Annotated in this window: 21 protein-coding genes and 1 tRNA gene; 13 read left to right on the forward strand and 9 right to left on the reverse strand. The window is 71.3% G+C overall.

What is annotated here, in order from left to right; translation table 11 throughout:
* Nucleotides 1–2: 2 nt before the first annotated feature.
* From G5B56_RS00225 to hemW, 4 genes are all read left to right on the forward strand, one after another.
* Entirely contained in the window at nt 3–911 is a 909-nt protein-coding gene (locus G5B56_RS00225; protein WP_009858917.1) for a PP2C family serine/threonine-protein phosphatase, read from the forward strand.
* Between the two features lie 123 nt (nt 912–1,034).
* On the forward strand, nt 1,035–1,760 hold the full coding sequence (gene rph, locus G5B56_RS00230) for a ribonuclease PH (protein WP_009858916.1): 726 nt from the start codon (nt 1,035–1,037) through the stop codon (nt 1,758–1,760).
* 13 nt (nt 1,761–1,773) lie between these two features.
* Nucleotides 1,774–2,412 carry a non-canonical purine NTP pyrophosphatase gene (locus G5B56_RS00235; protein WP_009858915.1) on the forward strand — a complete coding sequence of 213 codons (639 nt, stop codon included), beginning with the start codon at nt 1,774–1,776 and terminating at the stop codon, nt 2,410–2,412.
* Nucleotides 2,405–3,622 carry a radical SAM family heme chaperone HemW gene (hemW, locus tag G5B56_RS00240; RefSeq protein WP_164962000.1) on the forward strand — a complete coding sequence of 406 codons (1,218 nt, stop codon included), beginning with the start codon at nt 2,405–2,407 and terminating at the stop codon, nt 3,620–3,622. The genes G5B56_RS00235 and hemW overlap by 8 nt, the downstream gene beginning before the upstream one ends.
* 9 nt (nt 3,623–3,631) lie before the next feature.
* Here hemW and G5B56_RS00245 read toward each other — a convergent pair whose 3' ends face one another.
* The 4 genes from G5B56_RS00245 to G5B56_RS00260 form a co-directional block, all read right to left on the reverse strand.
* Nucleotides 3,632–4,405, reverse strand: a complete 774-nt coding sequence (locus tag G5B56_RS00245; protein ID WP_404947952.1) for a sulfite exporter TauE/SafE family protein — start codon at nt 4,403–4,405, stop codon at nt 3,632–3,634.
* A 137-nt stretch (nt 4,406–4,542) separates the two neighbouring features.
* Entirely contained in the window at nt 4,543–5,631 is a 1,089-nt protein-coding gene (locus G5B56_RS00250) for a chemotaxis response regulator protein-glutamate methylesterase (RefSeq protein ID WP_009858912.1), read from the reverse strand.
* 32 nt (nt 5,632–5,663) lie between these two features.
* Complete coding sequence (gene cheD / locus G5B56_RS00255; protein ID WP_009858911.1) at nt 5,664–6,332, reverse strand: chemoreceptor glutamine deamidase CheD; 669 nt, start codon at nt 6,330–6,332, stop codon at nt 5,664–5,666.
* A gap of 56 nt (nt 6,333–6,388) precedes the next feature.
* Complete coding sequence (locus G5B56_RS00260) at nt 6,389–7,231, reverse strand: CheR family methyltransferase (RefSeq protein ID WP_206023463.1); 843 nt, start codon at nt 7,229–7,231, stop codon at nt 6,389–6,391.
* A 230-nt stretch (nt 7,232–7,461) separates the two neighbouring features.
* Here G5B56_RS00260 and G5B56_RS00265 point away from each other — a divergent pair, with 230 nt between their 5' ends.
* From G5B56_RS00265 to G5B56_RS00275, 3 genes are read left to right on the forward strand one after another with little or no spacing between them, the layout of a single operon-like run.
* Nucleotides 7,462–8,151: a GGDEF domain-containing protein gene (locus G5B56_RS00265; protein ID WP_240920599.1), complete on the forward strand. Its 690-nt coding sequence runs from the start codon at nt 7,462–7,464 to the stop codon at nt 8,149–8,151.
* On the forward strand, nt 8,148–8,984 hold the full coding sequence (locus G5B56_RS00270) for a MinD/ParA family protein (protein WP_164962003.1): 837 nt from the start codon (nt 8,148–8,150) through the stop codon (nt 8,982–8,984). The genes G5B56_RS00265 and G5B56_RS00270 overlap by 4 nt, the downstream gene beginning before the upstream one ends.
* Complete coding sequence (locus G5B56_RS00275; RefSeq protein WP_009858907.1) at nt 8,981–9,379, forward strand: group II truncated hemoglobin; 399 nt, start codon at nt 8,981–8,983, stop codon at nt 9,377–9,379. Before G5B56_RS00270 ends, G5B56_RS00275 begins: the two co-directional genes overlap by 4 nt.
* 195 nt (nt 9,380–9,574) lie before the next feature.
* Here the strand turns inward: G5B56_RS00275 and G5B56_RS00280 are convergent, their stop codons facing one another.
* Both G5B56_RS00280 and radC read right to left on the reverse strand, forming a co-directional pair.
* Nucleotides 9,575–10,204 carry a Smr/MutS family protein gene (locus G5B56_RS00280; RefSeq protein ID WP_164962004.1) on the reverse strand — a complete coding sequence of 210 codons (630 nt, stop codon included), beginning with the start codon at nt 10,202–10,204 and terminating at the stop codon, nt 9,575–9,577.
* Nucleotides 10,201–10,878, reverse strand: coding sequence for a DNA repair protein RadC (gene radC / locus G5B56_RS00285; protein ID WP_009858905.1), 678 nt, complete (start codon nt 10,876–10,878; stop codon nt 10,201–10,203). The genes G5B56_RS00280 and radC overlap by 4 nt, the downstream gene beginning before the upstream one ends.
* Before the next feature lie 53 nt (nt 10,879–10,931).
* Here radC and G5B56_RS00290 point away from each other — a divergent pair, with 53 nt between their 5' ends.
* The 5 genes from G5B56_RS00290 to G5B56_RS00310 all read left to right on the forward strand — a co-directional run bounded on the left by G5B56_RS00290 (nt 10,932) and on the right by G5B56_RS00310 (nt 14,849).
* Entirely contained in the window at nt 10,932–11,375 is a 444-nt protein-coding gene (locus G5B56_RS00290) for a peptidylprolyl isomerase (RefSeq protein WP_009858904.1), read from the forward strand.
* Nucleotides 11,375–12,346 carry a 4-hydroxy-3-methylbut-2-enyl diphosphate reductase gene (gene ispH, locus G5B56_RS00295; protein ID WP_009858903.1) on the forward strand — a complete coding sequence of 324 codons (972 nt, stop codon included), beginning with the start codon at nt 11,375–11,377 and terminating at the stop codon, nt 12,344–12,346. Before G5B56_RS00290 ends, ispH begins: the two co-directional genes overlap by 1 nt.
* Before the next feature lie 77 nt (nt 12,347–12,423).
* On the forward strand, nt 12,424–13,716 hold the full coding sequence (gene serS / locus G5B56_RS00300) for a serine--tRNA ligase (protein ID WP_164962005.1): 1,293 nt from the start codon (nt 12,424–12,426) through the stop codon (nt 13,714–13,716).
* Between the two features lie 43 nt (nt 13,717–13,759).
* A tRNA-Ser gene (locus G5B56_RS00305) sits at nt 13,760–13,851 on the forward strand.
* A gap of 56 nt (nt 13,852–13,907) precedes the next feature.
* Complete coding sequence (locus G5B56_RS00310) at nt 13,908–14,849, forward strand: bestrophin family protein (RefSeq protein WP_009858901.1); 942 nt, start codon at nt 13,908–13,910, stop codon at nt 14,847–14,849.
* 58 nt (nt 14,850–14,907) lie between these two features.
* On the opposite strand, the gene katG is transcribed toward G5B56_RS00310, so the two are convergent.
* The 3 genes from katG to G5B56_RS00325 all read right to left on the reverse strand — a co-directional run bounded on the left by katG (nt 14,908) and on the right by G5B56_RS00325 (nt 19,067).
* Entirely contained in the window at nt 14,908–17,118 is a 2,211-nt protein-coding gene (gene katG, locus G5B56_RS00315) for a catalase/peroxidase HPI (RefSeq protein ID WP_164962006.1), read from the reverse strand.
* 72 nt (nt 17,119–17,190) lie between these two features.
* Entirely contained in the window at nt 17,191–18,612 is a 1,422-nt protein-coding gene (locus G5B56_RS00320) for a bifunctional enoyl-CoA hydratase/phosphate acetyltransferase (protein WP_009858899.1), read from the reverse strand.
* A gap of 44 nt (nt 18,613–18,656) precedes the next feature.
* The gene (locus tag G5B56_RS00325; protein ID WP_138938930.1) at nt 18,657–19,067 is read right to left on the reverse strand and encodes a hypothetical protein; all 411 of its coding nucleotides are present in this window, start codon (nt 19,065–19,067) and stop codon (nt 18,657–18,659) included.
* 137 nt (nt 19,068–19,204) lie between these two features.
* Between G5B56_RS00325 and G5B56_RS00330 the strand changes: the two genes are divergently transcribed.
* Entirely contained in the window at nt 19,205–20,374 is a 1,170-nt protein-coding gene (locus G5B56_RS00330) for a radical SAM/SPASM domain-containing protein (RefSeq protein WP_009858897.1), read from the forward strand.
* Nucleotides 20,375–20,470 lie beyond the last annotated feature (96 nt).

The following is a 20,470-nucleotide window of genomic DNA, read 5'->3' on the forward strand; positions in this document are numbered from 1 at the left end:
CGATGCGCTTCGCCGTCTACCAGGTCAGCCGCAAAGGCGGCCGCGAGAAGAACGAAGACCGCATGGGCTACTGCTACACGCGCGACGCCGGGCTCTTCGCGCTGGCCGACGGCATGGGCGGGCACCCGGAAGGCGAGGTCGCGGCGCAGCTGGCGCTGCAGACGCTGGCGGCGATCTTCCAGCGCGAGGCGCGGCCCTCGCTGCGCGAGCCGATGCGCACGCTGCACGACGCGATCCTCGCCGCGCACCACCAGTTGCTGCGTTATGCCGGCGATCGTGCGCTCGGCGACACGCCGCGCACCACGGTCGTCGCCTGCGTGCTGCAGGGCAACCAGGCGTTCTGGGCGCACTGCGGCGACTCGCGCCTGTACCTGGTGCGTGGCGACAAGCTGATCGCGCGCACGCGCGACCATTCCTACTCGGAGCTGCAGGACACGCTGGCCCAGGTCGTGCCGATGGGCGAGCGCATGAACCGCAACGTGCTGTTCACCTGCCTGGGCAGCCCCGGCAAGCCGGTGGTCGACACCGCCGGGCCGCTGGTGCTGCAGTCCGGCGACCGCATCCTGCTGTGCTCCGACGGCCTGTGGGGCCACCTCAGCGACGCCGTCATCACCGAGCAACTGGCGCAGCGTCCGATCTCCGACGCGGTACCCGAACTCGTCGAGCAGGCGCTGCGACTGGGCGGCGCGCGCAGCGACAACGTCACCGCGATCGCCGTCGAGTGGGAATGCGCCGAGGACGGCGACAACGCGGTCGGCGTCTCCACGTTGTCGCTCGGCGAGCAGGTCTTCGCGTCGACGATCCAGGCCAGCATGGCGGGCGAGCCGGCCGACGAACTGGACGAGGCGGAGATCGAACGCTCGATACGCGAGATCAACGAGGCGATCCGGCGCTCATCGCAGAAGCGGTGAGCGCCGGATGGCTGGCGCTGTCCGTCGGGCTCTCCGGCCCCTGCAGCAGGGGCTCCAGTTCGGTGAGCGTGGAGGGTGGGGCGGGGCGGCGACAATGTCGGCTTCGTTTTCGATCCTCCCGCCATGACCTTCGTCCGCTCCAGCGGCCGTGCGCACGATGCGCTGCGGCCCGTCACGATCACCCGCCACTACACCAAGCACGCCGAAGGCTCGGTCCTGGTCTGCTTCGGCGACACGCAGGTCCTCTGTACCGCGTCGGTCGAGGAGAAGGTGCCGCCGCACAAGCGCGGCAGCGGCGAAGGCTGGGTGACGGCCGAGTACGGCATGCTGCCGCGCGCCACGCACACGCGCGGCGACCGCGAGGCCGCGCGCGGCAAGCAGAGCGGGCGCACGCAGGAGATCCAGCGCCTGATCGGCCGTTCGCTGCGCACGGTGTTCGACCTCGGCGCCCTCGGCGAACGCAGCATCCTGATCGACTGCGACGTGCTGCAGGCCGACGGCGGCACGCGCACCGCGGCGATCACCGGCGCCTTCGTCGCCGCGCAGGACGCGGTGAACTGGCTGCTCGCCCAGGGCAAGATCGCCGCCTCGCCGATCCGCGACCAGGTCGCCGCGATCTCGGTCGGCATCGTGCAGGGCACGCCGCTGCTGGACCTCGAATACATCGAGGACTCGGCCTGCGACACCGACATGAACGTCGTCATGACCGGCTCCGGCGGTTTCGTCGAGATCCAGGGCACGGCCGAAGGCGTGCCGTTCACGCGCGCCGAGATGGACGCGCTGCTGGCGCTGGCCGGCAAGGGCATCGGCGAGCTGGCAGCCGCGCAGCGCGCGGCGCTGGCGGCCTGACGGGAGCATCGCGATGCGCCTCGTGCTGGCGTCGAACAACGCGAAGAAGCTGAAGGAGCTGCGCGCGCTCTTCGGCACGCTGCCCATCGAGCTGGTGCCGCAAGGCGAACTCGGTGTCACCGAGGCCGACGAGCCGCACCACACCTTCGTCGAGAACGCGCTGGCCAAGGCGCGCCACGCCGCGCGTGCCGTCGGCGGCGCGGCCATCGCCGACGACTCGGGGCTGTGTGTCGACGCGCTCGGCGGCGCGCCGGGCGTGATCTCGGCGCACTACGCGCCGCTGCCGGCCGAGGCGGCAGCGCTGGCCGACCGCGAGGCGCGCCGCGCTGCGCAGGACGCGGCCAACAATGCGCTGCTGCTCGAACGCATGGCCGGCGTCGCCGACCGCCGCGTGGCTTTCGTCAGCGTCATCGTCGCGCTTCGCCATGCCGACGACCCCGAGCCGCTGGTCGCCGCCGGGCGCTGGAACGCCGAGCTGCTGGCCGAGCGCCGCGGCAGCGGCGGCTTCGGCTACGACCCGCTGGTCCACGTGCCCGAACTCGGCGCGACGGTCGCCGAACTCGACGCGGCGACGAAGAACGCGCACAGCCACCGGGCCCGCGCGGCGGCGCAAATGATCTCGCTGCTCCAGACAGCCTGGCACCTTGGCTGAGCCCCGCGCCGAAGCGACGCTGCGCTGGCTGAAACCCGGCGCCGTGCGCCTGGACGCGCTGCCGCCGCTGTCGCTGTACCTGCACGTGCCCTGGTGCCTGCGCAAGTGTCCGTACTGCGACTTCAACTCGCACGAGCTGGGTGGCGGCCGGCCCGACGCGGCGCTGCAGTCGCGGTACGTGGCCGCGCTGATCGCCGACCTCGAGGCCGCGCTGCCGCTCGTCTGGGGCCGGCCGGTGATCAGCGTCTTCATCGGTGGCGGCACGCCCAGCCTGCTGGAGCCGGCCATGGTCGACCGGCTGCTGGCCGCGGTGCGTGCGCGCCTGCCGCTGGAGCCCGGCTGCGAGATCACGCTGGAAGCCAACCCCGGCACCTTCGAGCGCGAACGTTTCGCCGCCTTTCGCGCCGCCGGCGTGACGCGGCTGTCGGTCGGCGTGCAGAGCTTCGACGACGCCGCGCTGGCCGCCATCGGCCGTGTGCACGACGGTGCCCAGGCGCGCGCCGCGCTCGAAGAAGCGGCGCGTGCCTTCGACACCTTCAACCTCGACCTGATGTACGCGCTGCCGGGCCAGGACCTGGCGGCGCTGGCGCGCGACCTCGACACGGCGCTGTCCTTCGCGCCGCCGCATCTGTCGATCTACCACCTGAGCCTGGAGCCGAACACACGCTTCGCGTCGCGCCCGCCCGAAGGCCTGCCCGACGACGACCTGGCCAGCGACATGCTCGACCTGATCGCCGAACGCACCGCGGCTGGCGGCCTGGCGCGCTACGAGGTCTCGGCTTTCGCGCGGCCGGGCCACCGCTGCGTGCACAACCAGAACTACTGGCACTTCGGCGACTACCTGGGCCTGGGCGCCGGCGCGCACGGCAAGCTGTCGTTCGCCGAACGTGTCGTGCGCCAGGTGCGCTGGCGCGAGCCGCAGGCCTATGTCGAGCAGGCGCTGGCCGGCCACGCGGTGTCCAACGAGCACGAGGTCGGTGCCGCCGAGCTGCCGTTCGAGTTCATGCTCAACGCGCTGCGTCTGCGCGAGGGTTTCGAGCCGGGCCTGTTCGCCGAACGCACCGGCCTGTCGCCGACGGCGCTGGAGCCGGGCCTGACGCAGGCGCTGGCGCGCGGCCTGCTGGAGCGCCAGGGCACCCGCCTCGTGCCGACGGTGCGCGGTTTCGACTTCCTCTCGGACCTGCAGCAGCTGTTCCTGGCGCCGTCCTGAGCCGCCGGCTCAGACGTGCAGCAGCTTGAGCCCGGCGACGACGAGCAGCGCCGCGATCGCCGGCCGCAGCAGGCCCTCGGGCATGCGCGTGCTCAGGTGCGAGCCGATGATGATCCCGGGGATCGAGCCGATCAGCAGCGTGCCCAGCAGCACGAGGTCGACGTTGCCCAGCAGCAGGTGGCCGGTGCCGGCGACGATGGTCAGCGGGATCGCGTGCACGATGTCGGTGCCCACCAGCCGCGACGGCGTCATCCGGAACGGGTACAGGTAGACCAGCATCACCGCGCCCAGCGCCCCGGCGCCGATCGAGGTCAGCGTCACCAGCAGGCCGAGCACGGCGCCGGCGACGACGGTCAGCGCCGGCTGCCAGCGCTTGAAGTCGACCGGCGAGACGGTGCGCAGCTTCAGGCCCACGGCCTGCACGCGCTTCTTGAAGACCATCGCCACCGCGGTGAGCAGCAGCACGGCGCCCAACGCGCTCATCAGCAGCCCGCTCTTGAGCTGCGAGGCGTTGCTCAGGTGCAGCCAGGCCAGCGTCGCCAGCGAGGCCGGCAGGCTGCCCAGGCACAGCAGCTTGAGCACCTCGCGGTCGACGGTGCCGCGCGAGTGGTGCACGAAGCCGCCGACCGACTTGGTGATGGCCGCGAACCAGAGGTCGGTGCCGATCGCCGACGCCGGCGCCACGCCGAACAGCAGCACGAGGATCGGCGTCATCAGCGCCCCGCCGCCGACGCCGGTGATGCCGACGACGGTGCCGACACCGAAGCCGGCGATGGCGTTCACCCACCACGCGTCCAAATAAGTTCCTTGCAGACTTTGCCCGCGTCGATCCTACCGGCAGGCATGAAGACCCGCTGCCGCCGGCCCCTCCCGACGGGGGAGCAAGCTCCGGGCCGGCCTGCGGCCCGGGGCCGCGTGGTTCAGACGCGGGTCGTCGCCAGGCCGGCGGTGCTGCGCAGGCGCTCGATCAGCGCCGTGGCGATGCGCTGCAGCGGCAGCACCTCGTGCGCCGCGCCGTGGGCGATGGCTTCGCGCGGCATGCCGAAGACGACGCAGCTCGCCTCGTCCTGGGCGACATTCCAGCTGCCGGCGTCGCGCATCTCGCGCATCGCGCGCGCGCCGTCGGCGCCCATGCCGGTCAGCATCACGCCCAGCGCGTTCGGGCCGACGACCCGCGCCGCCGACTGGAACAGCACCTCGACCGAGGGCTTGTGGCGGTTGACCGGGTCGCCGTCGCGCACGCGGGCGATGTAGTTGGCGCCCGAGCGCTCCACCGACAGGTGCAGGCCGCCCGGGGCGATGTAGGCGTGGCCGGGCAGCACACGCTCGCCGTCCACCGCCTCGGCGACGCGGATGCGCGCCAGGCCGTTCAGCCGCGCGGCATAGCTCTTCGTGAAGCCCGGCGGCATGTGCTGGGTGATCATCACCGCCGGCGCGTCCGGCGGCAGCTGGGTGATGACCTCGCGCGTGGCCTCGGTGCCGCCGGTGGAGGCGCCGATGAAGATGATCTTCTCGGTCGACAGCCGGCCCAGCGGGCTCACCGTCGCCGGGCGGGCGGCGCCGGGAGTGGCGGCGGCCGGCGCCGGCGCCGCAGCCAGGCGGTGCACACGCGCCTTGGCGGCGGTGCGGATCTTCTCGGTGATGTCGTCGCCGAGCTGGCGCAGGCCGTCGGCGACGCCGATCTTGGGCTTGGAGACGAAGTCGACGGCGCCGAGTTCCAGCGCCTTCATCGTCACCTCGGCGCCGCGTTCGGTCAGCGTCGAGACCATCACCACCGGCATCGGCCGCAGCCGCATCAGCCGCGACAGGAAGTCGATGCCGTCCATGCGCGGCATCTCGACGTCCAGCGTGATGACGTCGGGGTTCAGGTTGCGGATCATCTCGCGCGCCACCAGCGGGTCGGCGGCGGCGCCGACACAGGTCATGTCCGGCTGGCGGTTGATGATCTCGGCCAGAAGGCCGCGCACGAGGGCTGAATCGTCGACGACGACGACGCGGGTCTTGCTCATCCTGACGGTCTCCTGCGTGCTTGTCGCCGTGTTCAGAACAGGTCGATGCTGCCGCCGCTGCTGCCGGCGGGCACTCGCTGCGACGCCGCCGCGCGTTCCTGGGCCACCAGCGCCTCGGTGTTGGCCGAAGCGAGCTTCTTGACCATCGCCTTGCCGCTGTGCGGCAGGAAACACACCTTGCGCGGGTAGATGTCGAGCACGTCCTTGCTGACCACCGTGATGCGCTCGGTGCGCAGGTAGTCCATGACGAAGGTCGTGTTGCGCTCGCCGACGTTGATGCTGTTCATGCCGCTGATGACCGCGCCGCCGCCGAAGACCTTGGCCTCCATCGTCGAGCGCGTGGCGCCGCGCTTGATCATCTCGTTGATCAGCAGTTCCATCGCGAACGAGCCGTAGCGGCCGCAGTCGGCCGAGCCGCCGGCGTCGGGCAGCATGAAGTGGTTCATGCCGCCGAGTTTCTTCTCGCGGTCCCACAGGCACGCGGCGATGCACGAGCCCAGCGTCGTCATGATGAGGATGTCCTCGTCGTGCACGAAGAACTCGCCGGGCAGCACCTTGACCGCCTCGTTGCGGAAGTGCGAGTCGTAGAAGAAGAACGAGGCCTCGCCCGGGCGGCGCGATGCGCTCTTCAGACGCTCCAGGCGCGAGGGCCCGGCGGGCGCACGCGCGGCGGGCGCCGCGGACAGGGAGGCGATTGACATGGCCGTCTTATCGTCCGTTTCGGATCCGTTCTTGAGCCGGGACCGTGTCGGCGGCCTCAGACACGCTCGTAGATCGTCTTTCCGCGCAATCTGAACAGGTCGCGCGAGTCGGTGAAGTTCTCCGAGTGGCCGACGTAGAGCAGGCCGCCGGGCTTCATCGCCGCGTGCGTGCGCTCCAGCACCTTGCGCTGGGTCGGGTTGTCGAAATAGATCATCACGTTGCGGCAGAACACGATGTCGAACGGGTCGCCCAGTGCCGACCAGCTCGTGCTCATCAGGTTGAACGTGCGGAACTCGACCAGCCGCGACAGCTCGGGCTTGACGCGGATGAAGCCCTCGTTCTTGGCCGTGCCGCGCATGAAGTGGCGCTTCAGGCGCTCGGGCGACAGGCCGCGGGCGTCGGCGGTGTAGACGCCGCGGCTGGCCGTGGCCAGCACCTTGGTGTCGATGTCGCTGCACAGGATCTTCGCCTGCGCCGAGGTGCCCAGCGTCTCGACGACGGTCATCGCCAGCGAATACGGCTCCTCGCCGGTGGACGCGGCGTTGCACCAGATGCGGATCGGCTTGGAGGCGCGCGCGCGAAGGTCCTCGACGAGGGCGTGGAAGTGGTGTTCCTCGCGGAAGAAGGCCGTCAAGTTGGTGGTCAGGCAGTTCACGAACTCCTGCCACTCGTGGTCGGAGCCGCCGCGTTCGAGCGCCTGCAGGTAGCTCGAGAAGTCGCGGTAGCCGGTCTCGCGCAGGCGGCGCGACAGACGGCTGTAGACCATCGCCTGCTTGCCGGCGTGCAGGCTGATGCCGGCGCGCTGGTAGATCAGCTGGCGGATGCGTTCGAAATCGGCCGCCGAGAGCGTGAACTCCTGGTCGGCGACAGCGGCCAGCACGGGAAGGGCGGCGTTCATGGCAGGCATTCGCGCCGCGCGTGCGGCGCGGCCTGGGATGTTGGTTCCGGTCGACAGTGTCGCGGTGTGCGGCGCGGCCGTGGTCCGGAGTTGTGCGGCGTTTTCCGCTCAGATCTCTTTTGCGGCCGTTCGCGGCCCCGGCTAGACTGGTGCTTTCCCGGGGAGTGGCGTCGTCGCTGCCGGGAATGACACCCTTGGACTGTCCCCGTCACCCCCCAGCCGATCCGCCTGTGACGCTTCGCCTGAACGAGGCGCTGCAACTGCTCGCCCATTCGGGCCTGCCCGAGCCTGCGGGCGAACCCGGCAGCGTGCAGTGGATGCAGCGTCTCATCGACGCCCTGGTCGACCTGTCCAGCCGTGACGCGCTCACCGGCCTGGCCAACCGTCGTGCTTTCCAGCTCGCGCTGGAGCGCGAGATCGACCGTGTCGCCCGCAGCGGCGAGCCGGCGCTGATGCTGGTGGCCGACATCGACCACTTCAAGCTCGTCAACGACCGCCACGGCCATGCCGCCGGCGACGAGGTGATCCGCGCCGTCGCCGCCGTGCTGGCCGACAGCGTGCGGCCGATGGACCTCGTCGCGCGTGTCGGCGGCGAGGAGTTCGCGATCATCCTGCCCAACTGCCCGCACACCTTCGGCCTGACCGTCGCCGAGCGCATCCGCCAGAAGGTCGAGCGCATGAGCGTGTCCGTCGGCAACGGCCGCGCGCTGTCGGTGAGCGTCAGCGTCGGCGGGGCCTTCGCACCGCAGTGGGTGCGTTCCACACCGGCGCTGTGGCTCGAACGCGCCGACCTGCAGCTCTATGCCGCCAAGGCCGCCGGCCGCAACCGCGTGCTGCTCGAACCGACCGCCGACTCGCACGTCAGCCACGACGAGAAGCGGCTGCTGTTCGACTCCACGAGCTTCCAGGACTTCCTATGACCGACGGTACCCCGCCGGCCGCCGTGCCCACCCGAGACGACGCCTCCCGCGCCGCGCGGCCGCGTGCGCGCATCAGCGCGATCACCAGCGGCAAGGGCGGCGTCGGCAAGACCTTCGTCGCCGCCAACCTGGCCGCCGCGCTGGCGCGCCAGGGCCGCCGCGTGCTCGTGCTCGACGCCGACCTGGGGCTGGCCAACCTGGACGTCGTGCTCAACCTGTACCCCAAGCTGACGCTGCACGACGTCTTCACCGGCAAGTGCTCGCTCGAGGACGCGCTGCTGCCGGCGCCGGGCGGCTTCACGGTGCTGCTCGCCGGCTCGGGCATGGTCGAGTACTCGCGCATGACGCCCGAGGTGCGTGACCAGCTGCAGCGCGTGATCTCCGATGTCGCGCCGCGCTTCGACCATGTCATCCTGGACACCGGCGCCGGCATCTCCGACGTCGTGCTCTACACGGTGTCGCTGGCCGACGACGCGATCGTCGTCGCCACGCCCGAGCCGACCTCGCTGACCGACGCCTACGCGACGATCAAGGTCCTGGCGACGACCCAGGGCCGGCGCCTGATCCAGATGCTGGTCAACCAGGCACGACGTCCCGGCGAGGGGCGAGCCGTTCGCCAGCAGTTGCAGGCCGTCGTCGACCGCTACGTCGCGCCGTCGCTGGACGGGCCGGTGCGCCTGGATCTGCTCGGCGAGCTGCCTGCCGATCCCGCGGTGCGCGAGGCCGTGCTGCGCCGCCAGCTGCTGCTGGAAAGCCTGCCCGGGACGCCGGCGGCGATCGCCATGGTCGGCGTCGCGACTCGGCTGCTGTCCCTCGTCGACGGGGCGCGGTGAGCGCCGCCGAAGCCGCGCCGACGCCGTTCGTGCGCCTGGGCGGCGAAGCCGGCGTTCGCACGCTGGTCGACCGCTTCTACGACCTGATGGAGCTGGAGCCGGCCTACGCGGCGCTGCGGGCGATGCACCCCCAAAGCCTGGACGGCTCGCGCGACAAGCTGTTCTGGTTCCTTTGCGGCTGGCTTGGCGGGCCGGATCACTATGTCCAGCGTTTCGGCCACCCGCGGCTGCGTGCGCGCCACCTGCCGTACGCGATCGGCATCGCCGAACGCGACCAGTGGATGGCCTGCATGATCCAGGCGCTGGGCGACTGCGGCCTCGAACCCGCACTGGCCGACCGGCTGACCGAGTCGCTGTTCGGCACCGCCGACTGGATGCGCAACCAGGGCGGGTGAAGCGGGACGCCCGGGGTCAGGGACGCCCGGGGTCAGGTCTCTCGAGACCTGACCCCGCCGCTGCGGGAGATGCCCGGGATCAGGTCTTTCGAGACCTGACCCCGTCGCTGCGCTGACCCCGTCGCTGCGTGACCCCGTCGCTGCGAGACCTGACCCCGCCGCTGCGGGCTGGCCCGAGGGGCCGGCTGTCCGAGCTCACCCCAGCAGCACGATCAGCGCCCCGGCGCCGCCTTGCGGGCCGGTGGCCTGCGCGAAGGCGATGACCTCCTCGCACTGCGCCAGCCAGCGCTGCGCCTTGACCTTCAGCACCGGCTTGCGCCCCGGCGAGCCGTGGCCCTTGCCGTGCACGACGCGCACGCAGCGCTGGCCGCGCTGCAGCGCCTCGCGCACGAAGCGCACCAGCGCGTCGCGGGCTTCGTCGCGGCGCAGGCCGTGCAGGTCGACCTCGGCCTGGATCGACCAGTGGCCGCGGCGGAGTTTGGTGACGACGTCGGGGCCGACGCCGAAGCGGCGGAAGGACAGGCCGTCGTCGGTCAGCAGCAGCGACTCGACGTCGACCTCGTCGGACAGCGTCGCGCGCAGCGCCTCGCGCTCGTCGGCCTCGCGCTGGCGCGGCAGCGGCGCCGGGCGGGCGCGGTGCACGTGGGCGCGGCCGTGCGGCCGCAGCGCATGCACCGGGCCGACGGCATGGGCGAAGACGCGGCGCGCGGCCTCGGCCTCGGCGGCCTCGCGGCGTTCGCGCTCGGCGCGTTCGGCGGCTTCGCGCTCGCGCCGGGCGATGGCCTCGCGCAGCGCCTGCAGTTCCTTCAGGCTGGAGACCTTCACACCAGCCCCCGCTCGGCCATCGACACCACCTGGCCGCGGCCGACGACGAGGTGGTCGAGCACGCGCACGTCCAGCAGCTGCAGCGCCTGGCGCAGCGTCTGCGTCAGGAACTCGTCGGCGCGCGACGGTTCGGCGACGCCCGACGGGTGGTTGTGCGCCAGGATCACCGCGCCGGCGTTGAGCGCCAGCGCCCGGCGCGCCACTTCGCGCGGGTAGACGCTGGTCTGGGTCAGCGTGCCGTGGAACATCTCCTCCATCACGATCAGGCGGTGCTGGCTGTCGAGGAACAGCACCGCGAAGACCTCGTGCTCCCGGCCGGCCAGCTGCAGCGCGACGTAGTCCTTGACCTTGTCCGGCGAGTCGAACACCGGCGCGGCGCGCACCTTGGCGGCCAGCGCGCGGCGCGCCAGCTCCATCACCGCCAGCAGCTCGGCCTGCTTGGCCGGCCCCAGGCCCTTGACCCGGCCCAGCGTGGCCGGCGTCGCGGCCAGCAGCCCGCCGGCGCCGCCGCAGGCCGCGAGCACACGCTGCGCGAGCTCGAACACGCCCTCGCCGGGCAGCCCGGTGCGCAGCAGCAGCGCCAGCAGCTCGCCGTCGGCGAGCGCGCCCGGGCCGCGCTGGAGCAGCTTCTCGCGCGGGCGCTGGTCGGCGGGCAGGTCCTTCAGGAGGGGCATGGGGCGGCTCTTACAATGGCCGCAACCAGTCTATCGTCAGCGACGTACCCCCAGTGACCACCGTCCAGTCCGGCTCCTTCCTGACCCTGCACTACCGGCTTGCCGGGCCCGACGGCGGCGACATCGTCAACACCTTCGGCGGCACGCCGGCGACGCTGACGATCGGCGCGGGCGACCTGTCGCCGGGCCTGGAGCAGGCGCTGATCGGCCTGGACGACGGCGCCGAGGCGCGTTTCGAGCTGCCGCCGGGCGCCGCCTTCGGCGAACGCAACCCGCAGCTGATGCAGCGCGTGAAGATGTCGCTGATGCGCGAGCTCGGCGACGAGGACACCGTCTACACCGTCGGTGACGTCGTCCAGTTCCCGACCCCCGACGGCCTGGGCAGCTACGCCGGCATGGTGCGCGAGGTCGGCGAGGACTGGCTGCTGTTCGATTTCAACCACCCGTTGGCCGGCCAGTCCGTGCACTTCGAGGTGCGCATCCTGGGAGTGCTGTGATGGCGGCGATCGAGGAACTGGTCCTGGCCGAACCGCGCGGCTTCTGCGCCGGCGTCGACCGCGCGATCGAGATCGTCGAGCGTGCGCTCGCCAGGTTCGGCGCGCCGATCTACGTGCGCCACGAGATCGTGCACAACACCTACGTCGTCAACGACCTGCGGGCCAAGGGCGCGATCTTCATCGAGGAGCTCGCCGAGGTGCCGCCCGGCGCGACGCTGGTCTTCAGCGCCCACGGCGTCAGCCAGGCGGTGCGCGAGGAGGCCGACCGCCGCGGCTTCAAGGTCTTCGACGCCACCTGCCCGCTGGTGACCAAGGTCCACGTCGAGGTCGCCAAGCTGGCGCGCGAGGGCTACGAGTTCATCATGATCGGCCACAAGGGGCACCCCGAGGTCGAGGGCACGATGGGCCAGCTCTCCGAGGGCATCTACCTCGTCGAGGACGCCGAGGACGTGCCGCGCGTGCAGCCGCGCGGCGACAAGCTCGCCGTCGTCACCCAGACCACGCTGTCGGTGGACGACGCCGCCGAGATCCTGGCCGCGGTGAAGGCGCGCTTCCCGCACGTGCGCGAGCCCAAGAAGCAGGACATCTGCTACGCGACGCAGAACCGCCAGGACGCCGTCAAGCTGATCGCGCCGGCGGTCGACGTCGTCATCGTCGTCGGCAGCCCGACCAGCAGCAACAGCAACCGCCTGCGCGAGCTGGCCGAGCGCCTGGGCACGCCGGCGCACATGGTCGACAGCGCCGCCGACCTGCAGGCGGCCTGGCTCGAGGGCCGCAGCCGCGTCGGCCTGACCGCCGGGGCCTCGGCGCCGGACATCCTCGTGCAGCAGGTCATCGCCCGGCTGCGCGAGCTGGGCGTGCTCAGCGTGCGCAACATGGACGGCGTCAAGGAGTCGGTGCGCTTCCCGCTGCCGCGCGGCCTGGGCGACCGCAGCATGGCCGGGCTCGACGCGCCGTCCGCGTCTGACTGAGATTCCCGCGCCATCCCCGACGACGGCGCCACGAGGGCGCCGTTCGCCTTTCTAGAATCACCCTCTCCGGAGGACCCATGCTCGACATCACCCTGCTGCGCCGCGACCTCGCGAGCGTCGTCGCCCGTCTCGAAAAGCGCCGCGCGCCGCAACCCTTCCTCGACGTCGAGCGCTTCACCGCGCTCGAGGCCGAACGCAAGCGCATCCAGACCCGCACCGAGGACCTGCAGGCGCGGCGCAACCAGCTGTCCAAGCAGATCGGCCAGGCCAAGGGCCGCGGCGAGGACGCCTCGGCGCTGATGGCCGAGGTCGGCGGCATCGGCGACGAGCAGAAGGCCGGCGCCGAACGGCTGGAGGCGATCCAGGCCGAACTGCAGCAGATGCTGATGTCGATCCCGAACCTGCCGCAGGACAGCGTGCCGGTCGGCGCCGACGAGAGCGGCAACGTCGAGCTGCGCCGCTGGGGCACGCCGCGCACGTTCGAGTTCACGCCCCGGGACCACGTCGACCTGGGCCAGCCGCTGGGCCTGGACTTCGACACCGGCGCCAGGCTCGCCGGTGCGCGCTTCACCTTCCTGCGCGGCCCGGCCGCACGCCTGCATCGTGCGCTCGCCCAGTTCATGCTGGACACGCAGACCCAGGAGCACGGCTACACCGAGTGCTGGACGCCGTACATCGTCAACCGCGAGGTGCTCGAAGGCACCGGCCAGCTGCCGAAGTTCAAGGAGGACATGTTCTGGGTGCTGCGTGGCGGCGACGAGGAGCAGCGCGAGCAGTACCTGATCTCCACGTCGGAGATCCCGCTGACGAACACCGTGCGCGAACAGATCCTCGACGCCGCGGCGCTGCCGATCAAGCTGACGGCGCACAGCCCCTGCTTCCGCTCGGAAGCCGGCAGCGCCGGGCGCGACACGCGCGGCATGATCCGCCAGCACCAGTTCGACAAGGTCGAGATGGTGCAGATCGTGCGTCCCGAAGACAGCGACGCCGCGCTGGAACAGATGGTCGGCCACGCCGAGGCCATCCTGCAGAAGCTGGAGCTGCCGTACCGCGTGATCACGCTGTGCACCGGCGACATGGGCTTCGGTTCGGCCAAGACCTACGACCTGGAGGTCTGGCTGCCGGCGCAGGGCACCTACCGCGAGATCAGCTCGTGCAGCAACTGCGAGGCCTTCCAGGCGCGGCGCATGCAGGCGCGTTTCCGCAACGCCCAAGGCAAGACCGAGTTCGTGCACACGCTCAACGGCTCGGGTCTGGCGGTCGGCCGCGCGCTCGTCGCGGTGCTGGAGAACCACCAGCAGGTCGACGGTTCGATCCGCGTGCCGGCGGCCTTGCGGCCGTATCTAGGCGGCGCCGAAATCCTGCGCTAGAATGCGCGGCTTCGCTGACCCCAGCGAGACCACGCGAATACCAGGAAAGGTGGCAGAGTGGTCGAATGCGCCGGACTCGAAATCCGGTTCACGGGTCCTCCCGTGACGAGGGTTCGAATCCCTCCCTTTCCGCCAGAACAGTCCCTCACCGCCCCCGGCCGTGAGGGATTTTTCTTTTCGGACCCGTCCACATGATCCTCCGCGAACGCCCGGTCGGCCCGCGCCTGTTCTTCGTGCTGCGCGGCTCGATCCTGCACCGCATCCTGGTGCCGCTGGCCGGCACGACGCTGACGGCCGTCGTCGTCACGCTGCTGCACGGCGAACTGCTGCACCACAAGATCACCGTCACGACGATCCCGTTCTCGCTGATCGGCATCGCGCTGGCGATCTTCCTCGGCTTTCGCAACAGCGCCGCCTACGACCGCTACTGGGAGGCGCGCAAGCTCTGGGGCGACGTCGTGCACCGCAGCCGCAGCCTGGCGCGCCAGGCGCGCTGCCTGGTGCGCGGCGCGGTGCCGGCGCAGGCTTCGCTGGGGCTGGACGACCTGCGTGTGCGCATCGTCTGGCGCACCGTCGCGCTGGCGCACGCGCTGCGCCACCATCTGCGCGACACGAAGCCAGAGCCTGAACTCGCGCGTTTCCTGACGCCGGCCGAATGGGCCGGGCTGCAGGCCGCGTCCAACGGCCCCGAATACCTGCTGCAGCGTTTGGGCGACGACCTGCGCCGCGGCCTGGACGAGGGCGCGCTCGACTCCATCGTCGCCTGCGAGATGGACCAGACGCTGGCCGCGTTCGCCGCCGCCTTCGCCGGCTGCGAGCGCATCAAGGGCACGCCGATCCCGTTCGCCTACTCGCTGCTGCTGCACCGCACGGCCTACCTGTACTGTTTCCTGCTGCCCTTCGGCCTGATCGACGCGCTGGGCTTCGTCACGCCGCTGGTCGTGGCCTTTGTCGCCTACACCTTCTTCGGCCTGGACGCCGTCGGCGACGAGATCGAGAACCCGTTCGGACACGGCTACAACGACCTGCCGCTGGACGCGATCTGCCGCACGATCGAGATCGGCCTGCGCGAGAGCCTGGGCGACGAGGGCATCCCGCCGCCGCTGCAGCCGGTGGACTTCTGGCTGCGCTGAGCGCCATGAAAAACGGGCCCCGCGGGGCCCGTCGTCGTCAGCCGGTTCCAGCCGCCGCTCAGGCGGCGAGGTCGAAGCGGTCGAGGTTCATCACCTTGGTCCACGCCGCGGCGAAGTCCTGCACGAACTTGCCGGCGTTGTCGTCGCTGGCGTAGACCTCCAGCAGCGCGCGCAGCTCGGAGTTCGAGCCGAAGACCAGGTCGGCGCGTGTCGCCGTCCACTTCAGCGCGCCGCTGGCGCGGTCGCGGCCTTCGTAGACGCCGGCCTCGGCCGCCGGGCCCCACTTCGTGCCCATGTCGAGCAGGTTGACGAAGAAGTCGGTCGACAGCGTGCCCGGGCGCTCGGTCAGCTGGCCGTGCGTGCTGCGGCCGGTGTTGGCACCGAGCACCCGCAGGCCGCCGACGAGCACCGTCATCTCCGGCGCCGTCAGCGTCAGCAGCTGGGCGCGGTCGAGCAGAAGCTCCTCGGCCGGTGCCTGGCTGTCGGCACGCTGGTAGTTGCGGAAGCCGTCGGCGCGCGGCTCGAGCACCGCGAAGGACTCGACGTCGGTCTGCTCCTGGCGGGCGTCGGTGCGGCCCGGGGCGAAGGCCACCGTCACCGGATGTCCGGCGCGGCGCGCGGCTTCCTCGACGGCGGCACTGCCGGCGAGCACGATCAGGTCGGCCGCCGAGATGCGCTTGCCGCCGGTCTGCGCGGCGTTGAAACGCTCGCGCACGCCGTCCAGCACCGCCAGCACCCGCGCCAGCTCGGCCGGTTCGTTGACGTCCCAGTCCTTCTGCGGCGCCAGACGGATGCGCGCGCCGTTGGCGCCGCCGCGTTTGTCCGAACCGCGGAAGGTCGAGGCCGAGGCCCAGGCGGTCTTCACCAGCTCGGCGACCGTCAGCCCCGAGGCCAGCACCTCGGCCTTGAGCTGTTCGATGTCGGCGGCGTCGACCAGCGCGTGGTCGACCGCGGGCACCGGGTCCTGCCAGATCAGGTCTTCGGCCGGCACCTCCGGGCCCAGGTAACGCGAGCGCGGCCCCATGTCGCGGTGCGTCAGCTTGAACCAGGCGCGGGCGAAGGCGTCGGCGAAGAGTTCCGGGTTCTGGTGGAAGCGGCGCGAGATCGGCTCGTAGACCGGGTCGAAACGCAGCGACAGGTCGGCCGTCGTCATCATCGGCCGGTGCTTGCGGCTCGGGTCGTGCGCGTCGGGGATCAGGTGCTCGGGCTTCACGTCCTTGGCGAGCCACTGCCAGGCGCCGGCCGGGCTCTTGACCAGCTCCCACTCGTAGCCGAAGAGCATGTCGAAGTAGCCCATGTCCCAGCGTGTCGGGTGGGGCTTCCAGGCGCCTTCGATGCCGCTGGTCGTGGTGTGCACGCCCTTGCCGCTGCCGAAGGCGTTCTGCCAGCCCAGGCCCATCTGCTCGATCGACGCGGCCTCGGGTTCGGGGCCGACCAGCGCGGCGTCGCCGGCGCCGTGCGCCTTGCCGAAGGTGTGGCCGCCGGCCACGAGCGCGACGGTCTCCTCGTCGTTCATCGCCATGCGGGCGAAGGTCTCGCGCACGTCGCGGCCCGAGGCCACCGGGTCGGGCTTGCCGTCCGGGCCTTCGGGGTTCACGTAGATCAGGCCCATCTGCACCGCGGCCAGCGGGTTGGCGAGCTCACGCTCGCCGCTGTAGCGGCTGTTGGGCTTGTCGCTGGTGGCCAGCCACTCGGCCTCGGCGCCCCAGTTGACGTCTTCCTCGGGCTCCCAGATGTCGGGGCGGCCGCCGCCGAAGCCGAAGGTCTTGAAGCCCATCGACTCCAGCGCGACGTTGCCGGCCAGGATCATCAGGTCGGCCCAGCTCAGCTGGTTGCCGTACTTCTTCTTGATCGGCCAGAGCAGGCGGCGCGCCTTGTCCAGGTTGCCGTTGTCGGGCCAGCTGTTCAGCGGCGCGAAGCGCTGGTTGCCGCGCCCGCCGCCGCCACGGCCGTCGGCGGTGCGGTAGGTGCCGGCGCTGTGCCAGGCCATGCGGATCATCAGGCCGCCGTAGTGGCCCCAGTCGGCCGGCCACCAGTCCTGCGAGTCGGTCATCAGCACGCGCAGGTCGTGTTTGACGGCGGCGTAGTCGAGCTTGCGGAACTCGGCCGCGTAGTCGAAGCCGGCGCCCATCGGGTCGGACTTGGCCGAGTGCTGGTGCAGGATCTTCAGGTTCAGCCGCTTCGGCCACCAGTCGGTGTTGGACCGCATCTGGGCCGTGACACGGGCGCCGTGTTCGGCGTGGAAGGGGCAGCGGGCTTCGGTGGACATCGGCAATCTCCTCGAGTCAGGTCTGAACGACGAGCATCAATTTAGTCAATTGCGCGAGCCAATGTGATTGCATTAGGCTATCTTGTCGATCGACGCCCGGGCGCCGGACTGCGCCACCAGCACCGCCAGCGCCGCTGACGCCAGCCGCGCGGTGGCGCCGTCGGCGCGGCTGGTCAGCGCGATCGGCACCCGCGCGCCGAGCACGATGCCGCTGCCCACCGCGCCGCCCAGGTATTCCAGCTGCTTCGCGAGGATGTTGCCCGACACGAGGTCGGGCACCACGAGGATGTCGGGGTTGCCGGCCACCGGCGAGACGATGCCCTTGGTGCGCGCGGCCTCGGCCGAGATCGCGTTGTCGAAGGCCAGCGGGCCGTCGACGATGGCGCCGCGGATCTGGCCGCGGTCGGCCATCTTGCACAGCGCCGCGGCGTCCAGCGTGCAGGCCATCTTCGGGTTGACGCCTTCGACGGCCGCCAGCACCGCCACCTTGGGCAGGTCGACGCCGAGCACCAGCGCCAGGTCGATCGCGTTCTGCACGATGTGCGCCTTGTCGTCGAGCGTCGGCGTGATGTTCATCGCCGCGTCGGTGACGAGCAGCGGCTTGTGGTACGCCGGCGCGTCGAAGCGGAAGACGTGCGAGATGCGGCGCCCGGTGCGCAGCTCGGGGCGCGACAGCACGGCCTTCATCACCTCGTCGGTGTGCAGGCTGCCCTTCATCAGCGCCTGCACCGCGCCGTCGGCGGCCATCGCGGCGGCGCGTTCGGCGGCGGCGTGGCTGTGGCGCACGTCCTCGATCTCGACGCCGGCCAGGTCCAGCCCGGCGGCGTCGGCGGTGGCGATCAGGCGGTCGCGCGGCGCCACCAGCACCGGCGTGAACAGGCCGTGGCGGGCGGCATCGAGCGCGCCGCGCAGCGACTCGGCGTCGCAGGGGTGCACGACGGCGCAGCGCAGCCCGGCGTGGCGCGCGGCCTGCTCGATCAGCGCGCGCACGCCGGCGGCGGCGTCGAAGACGTGCCAGCGCAGCCCGGTGGCCTTGCGCACCCGCTCCTTGTGGCGCGGCGCCTCGACGACGGCCTGCCCGTCCATCAGCAGCGTGCCGTCCTGGCGGCGCACGCTGCAGTCCAGCGTCACGCGGCCGCTGGCGGCGTCCTTGGCGCACACGGCGACCCGCACCTCCAGCACGTCGCCGGCGCGCGCCGTGGCGTGGAAGTCCATGCGCTGCGAGACGTAGCGTGTGCCCGGGCCGGGGAAGACGGTGCCGAGCACGGTCGACACCAGCGCGCCGCTCCACATGCCGTGCGCGGTGCGGCCGGCCAGGCCTTCCTCGCGCGCGAAGCGGTCGTCCAGGTGGGTGGGGTTCAGGTCGCCGGAGATCGCGGCGAAGCCGGCGATGTCGGCGTCGGTCAGGGCGCGGCGCATCGTCGCGCTGCGGCCGACGGCGAGTTCGTCGAAGGTGCTGTTCTCCAGCCACTCGTCGCGCAGGTCGATGTCCATCTGCCGTCCGACCGCGGCCGTGACGGGGCCGCCGGGAGCGAAGACTAACGCTGCCAGGCCATCACGGGGATCCAGGATCGCAACCGGCGGCCGTCGTGCACCCGTCGGTCCAGCCGCTGCGCCAGGCGCCAGGTCGTGTAGGGCAGGGCCGCGCGCAGGCGCAGGATCGCCATCGCGTCGTCGGCGGCCTCGGACACGATGACGATCTCGATCTCGACCTCCGTGTCGGCCCAGCGTCCCAGCAGGGCGTGAAGTTCATCGATGGTGCATTGGGTGCGCAGGCCGAAGACGACGATGCGCCATTCGGCGGGCACGAAAAAGGCATTCATGGCAAACCTGGCGTGCGTCCAGTGCACGCCGATGACCGAGCGTAGCGCGGGGCGCGCTGCCGTGCCGGATACCCGCCGGGGGGCGTCGTGCAATTGCACGCCGGGCTGGCGCTTGATCTGCCGCAACCTTGATCTGGTGGCGGGACGCCCGAACCGGGGGCAGGGACACTGCGCCCCCGCCGTGCGGCCAGGCCCCGGCTTCACCCTCGCGCTCCACGCGCTCCCAACCGCATCGATTTCCCGAGGAGTCGACCGACCCGATCATGTCCGAACAAGCCATCGTCCTCCATCCGCGAGCCGGCACCGCCGCCACCGACTCCCAGCCGGCCATCGTCGGCCAGCGTGTCGAGCTGCAGTTGCTGACCACGCTGCGCTGCAACCTGAAGTGCAGCTACTGCTCGATCGCCGAAGGCGACGTGCGCGAGTCGCAGGGCCACGTGGCCTACACGATGGACCAGCTCGACGCGTTCATCGCCCAGCAGCTCGCCGGCAAGGAGGTCTACGTCACGTTCTACGGCGGCGAGCCGACGCTGAACCGGCCGTTCATCGAGGCCGTGATGCAGCGCCACCCGCTGTTCCGCTTCCAGCTGCAGACCAACGGCACGCTGCTCGACGACCTCAGCCACCACGTGCTGCAGCGCCTGTCGAACGTGCTCGTGTCGATCGACGGCGGCCAGGAGGTGACCGACGGCTACCGCGGCAAGGGCATCTACAAGCAGATCCTGCGCAACGTCGGCGTCGTGCGCGACAGCCTGGGCGGCACGCTGACGGCCCGCGTGACCTGGTCCGACGAGACCATCAGCTTCGACGAGCTGGACCAACTGACGAAGGCCTTCGACTACGTCTACTTCCAGTTCGTCGCCGGCGACGCCTATGCCGGCCAGTCGGTCGAGCGCCGCAAGGCGGTGCTGACGCAGCTCGTCGAGCGTTTCTTCGCCGACAGCGACCGCGTCTACCCCTTCATCCCGCTGATGGGCGCGGTGCGCAACAAGCTGTTCCCGTCGCGCGCCGTCGAGCAGTGCGGCGGCGGCACGGCCTGCCGCGTGTCGACGCACATCCTCAACGTGATGCCCGACGGCCGCATCTTCGCCTGCCCGGACCTGATGCACCTGCCGGAGATGCAGACCGGCGACGTCGTCGGCAACTGGCTGCGCCGCAGCCCGCTGCAGCCCGACCCGAAGATGCCCTGCACGAGCTGCGAGGCGCAGAGCTGGTGCCGCGGCAACTGCATGAAGAACCTGTACCTCGGCTACGTGCGCGAGGACGGCGACTGGCGCAGCAAGGTCACCGACCCGATCTGCGAGCTGGTGCGCCACCTCGGCCGCGAGATCGACCGCCACGACGTCACGGGCTGGTTCGAGCAGCTGCCGCTGCCGCAGCGCCGCGTGCTGCTGGACTGCGAGGTCTACCAGTACGTCGAAGTCATGCCCTGACGGGCCGGCCCGCGCTGCAGAAAAAGAAAGCCGGTCGAGGCATCGGAGGCACCTCGACCGGCGAAGTCCGCCGCGCGGGTGCGCGGCGCCGTCAGA

The organism is Rubrivivax sp. JA1026 (assembly GCF_011065555.1).
Taxonomy (GTDB): domain Bacteria; phylum Pseudomonadota; class Gammaproteobacteria; order Burkholderiales; family Burkholderiaceae_C; genus Rubrivivax; species Rubrivivax benzoatilyticus.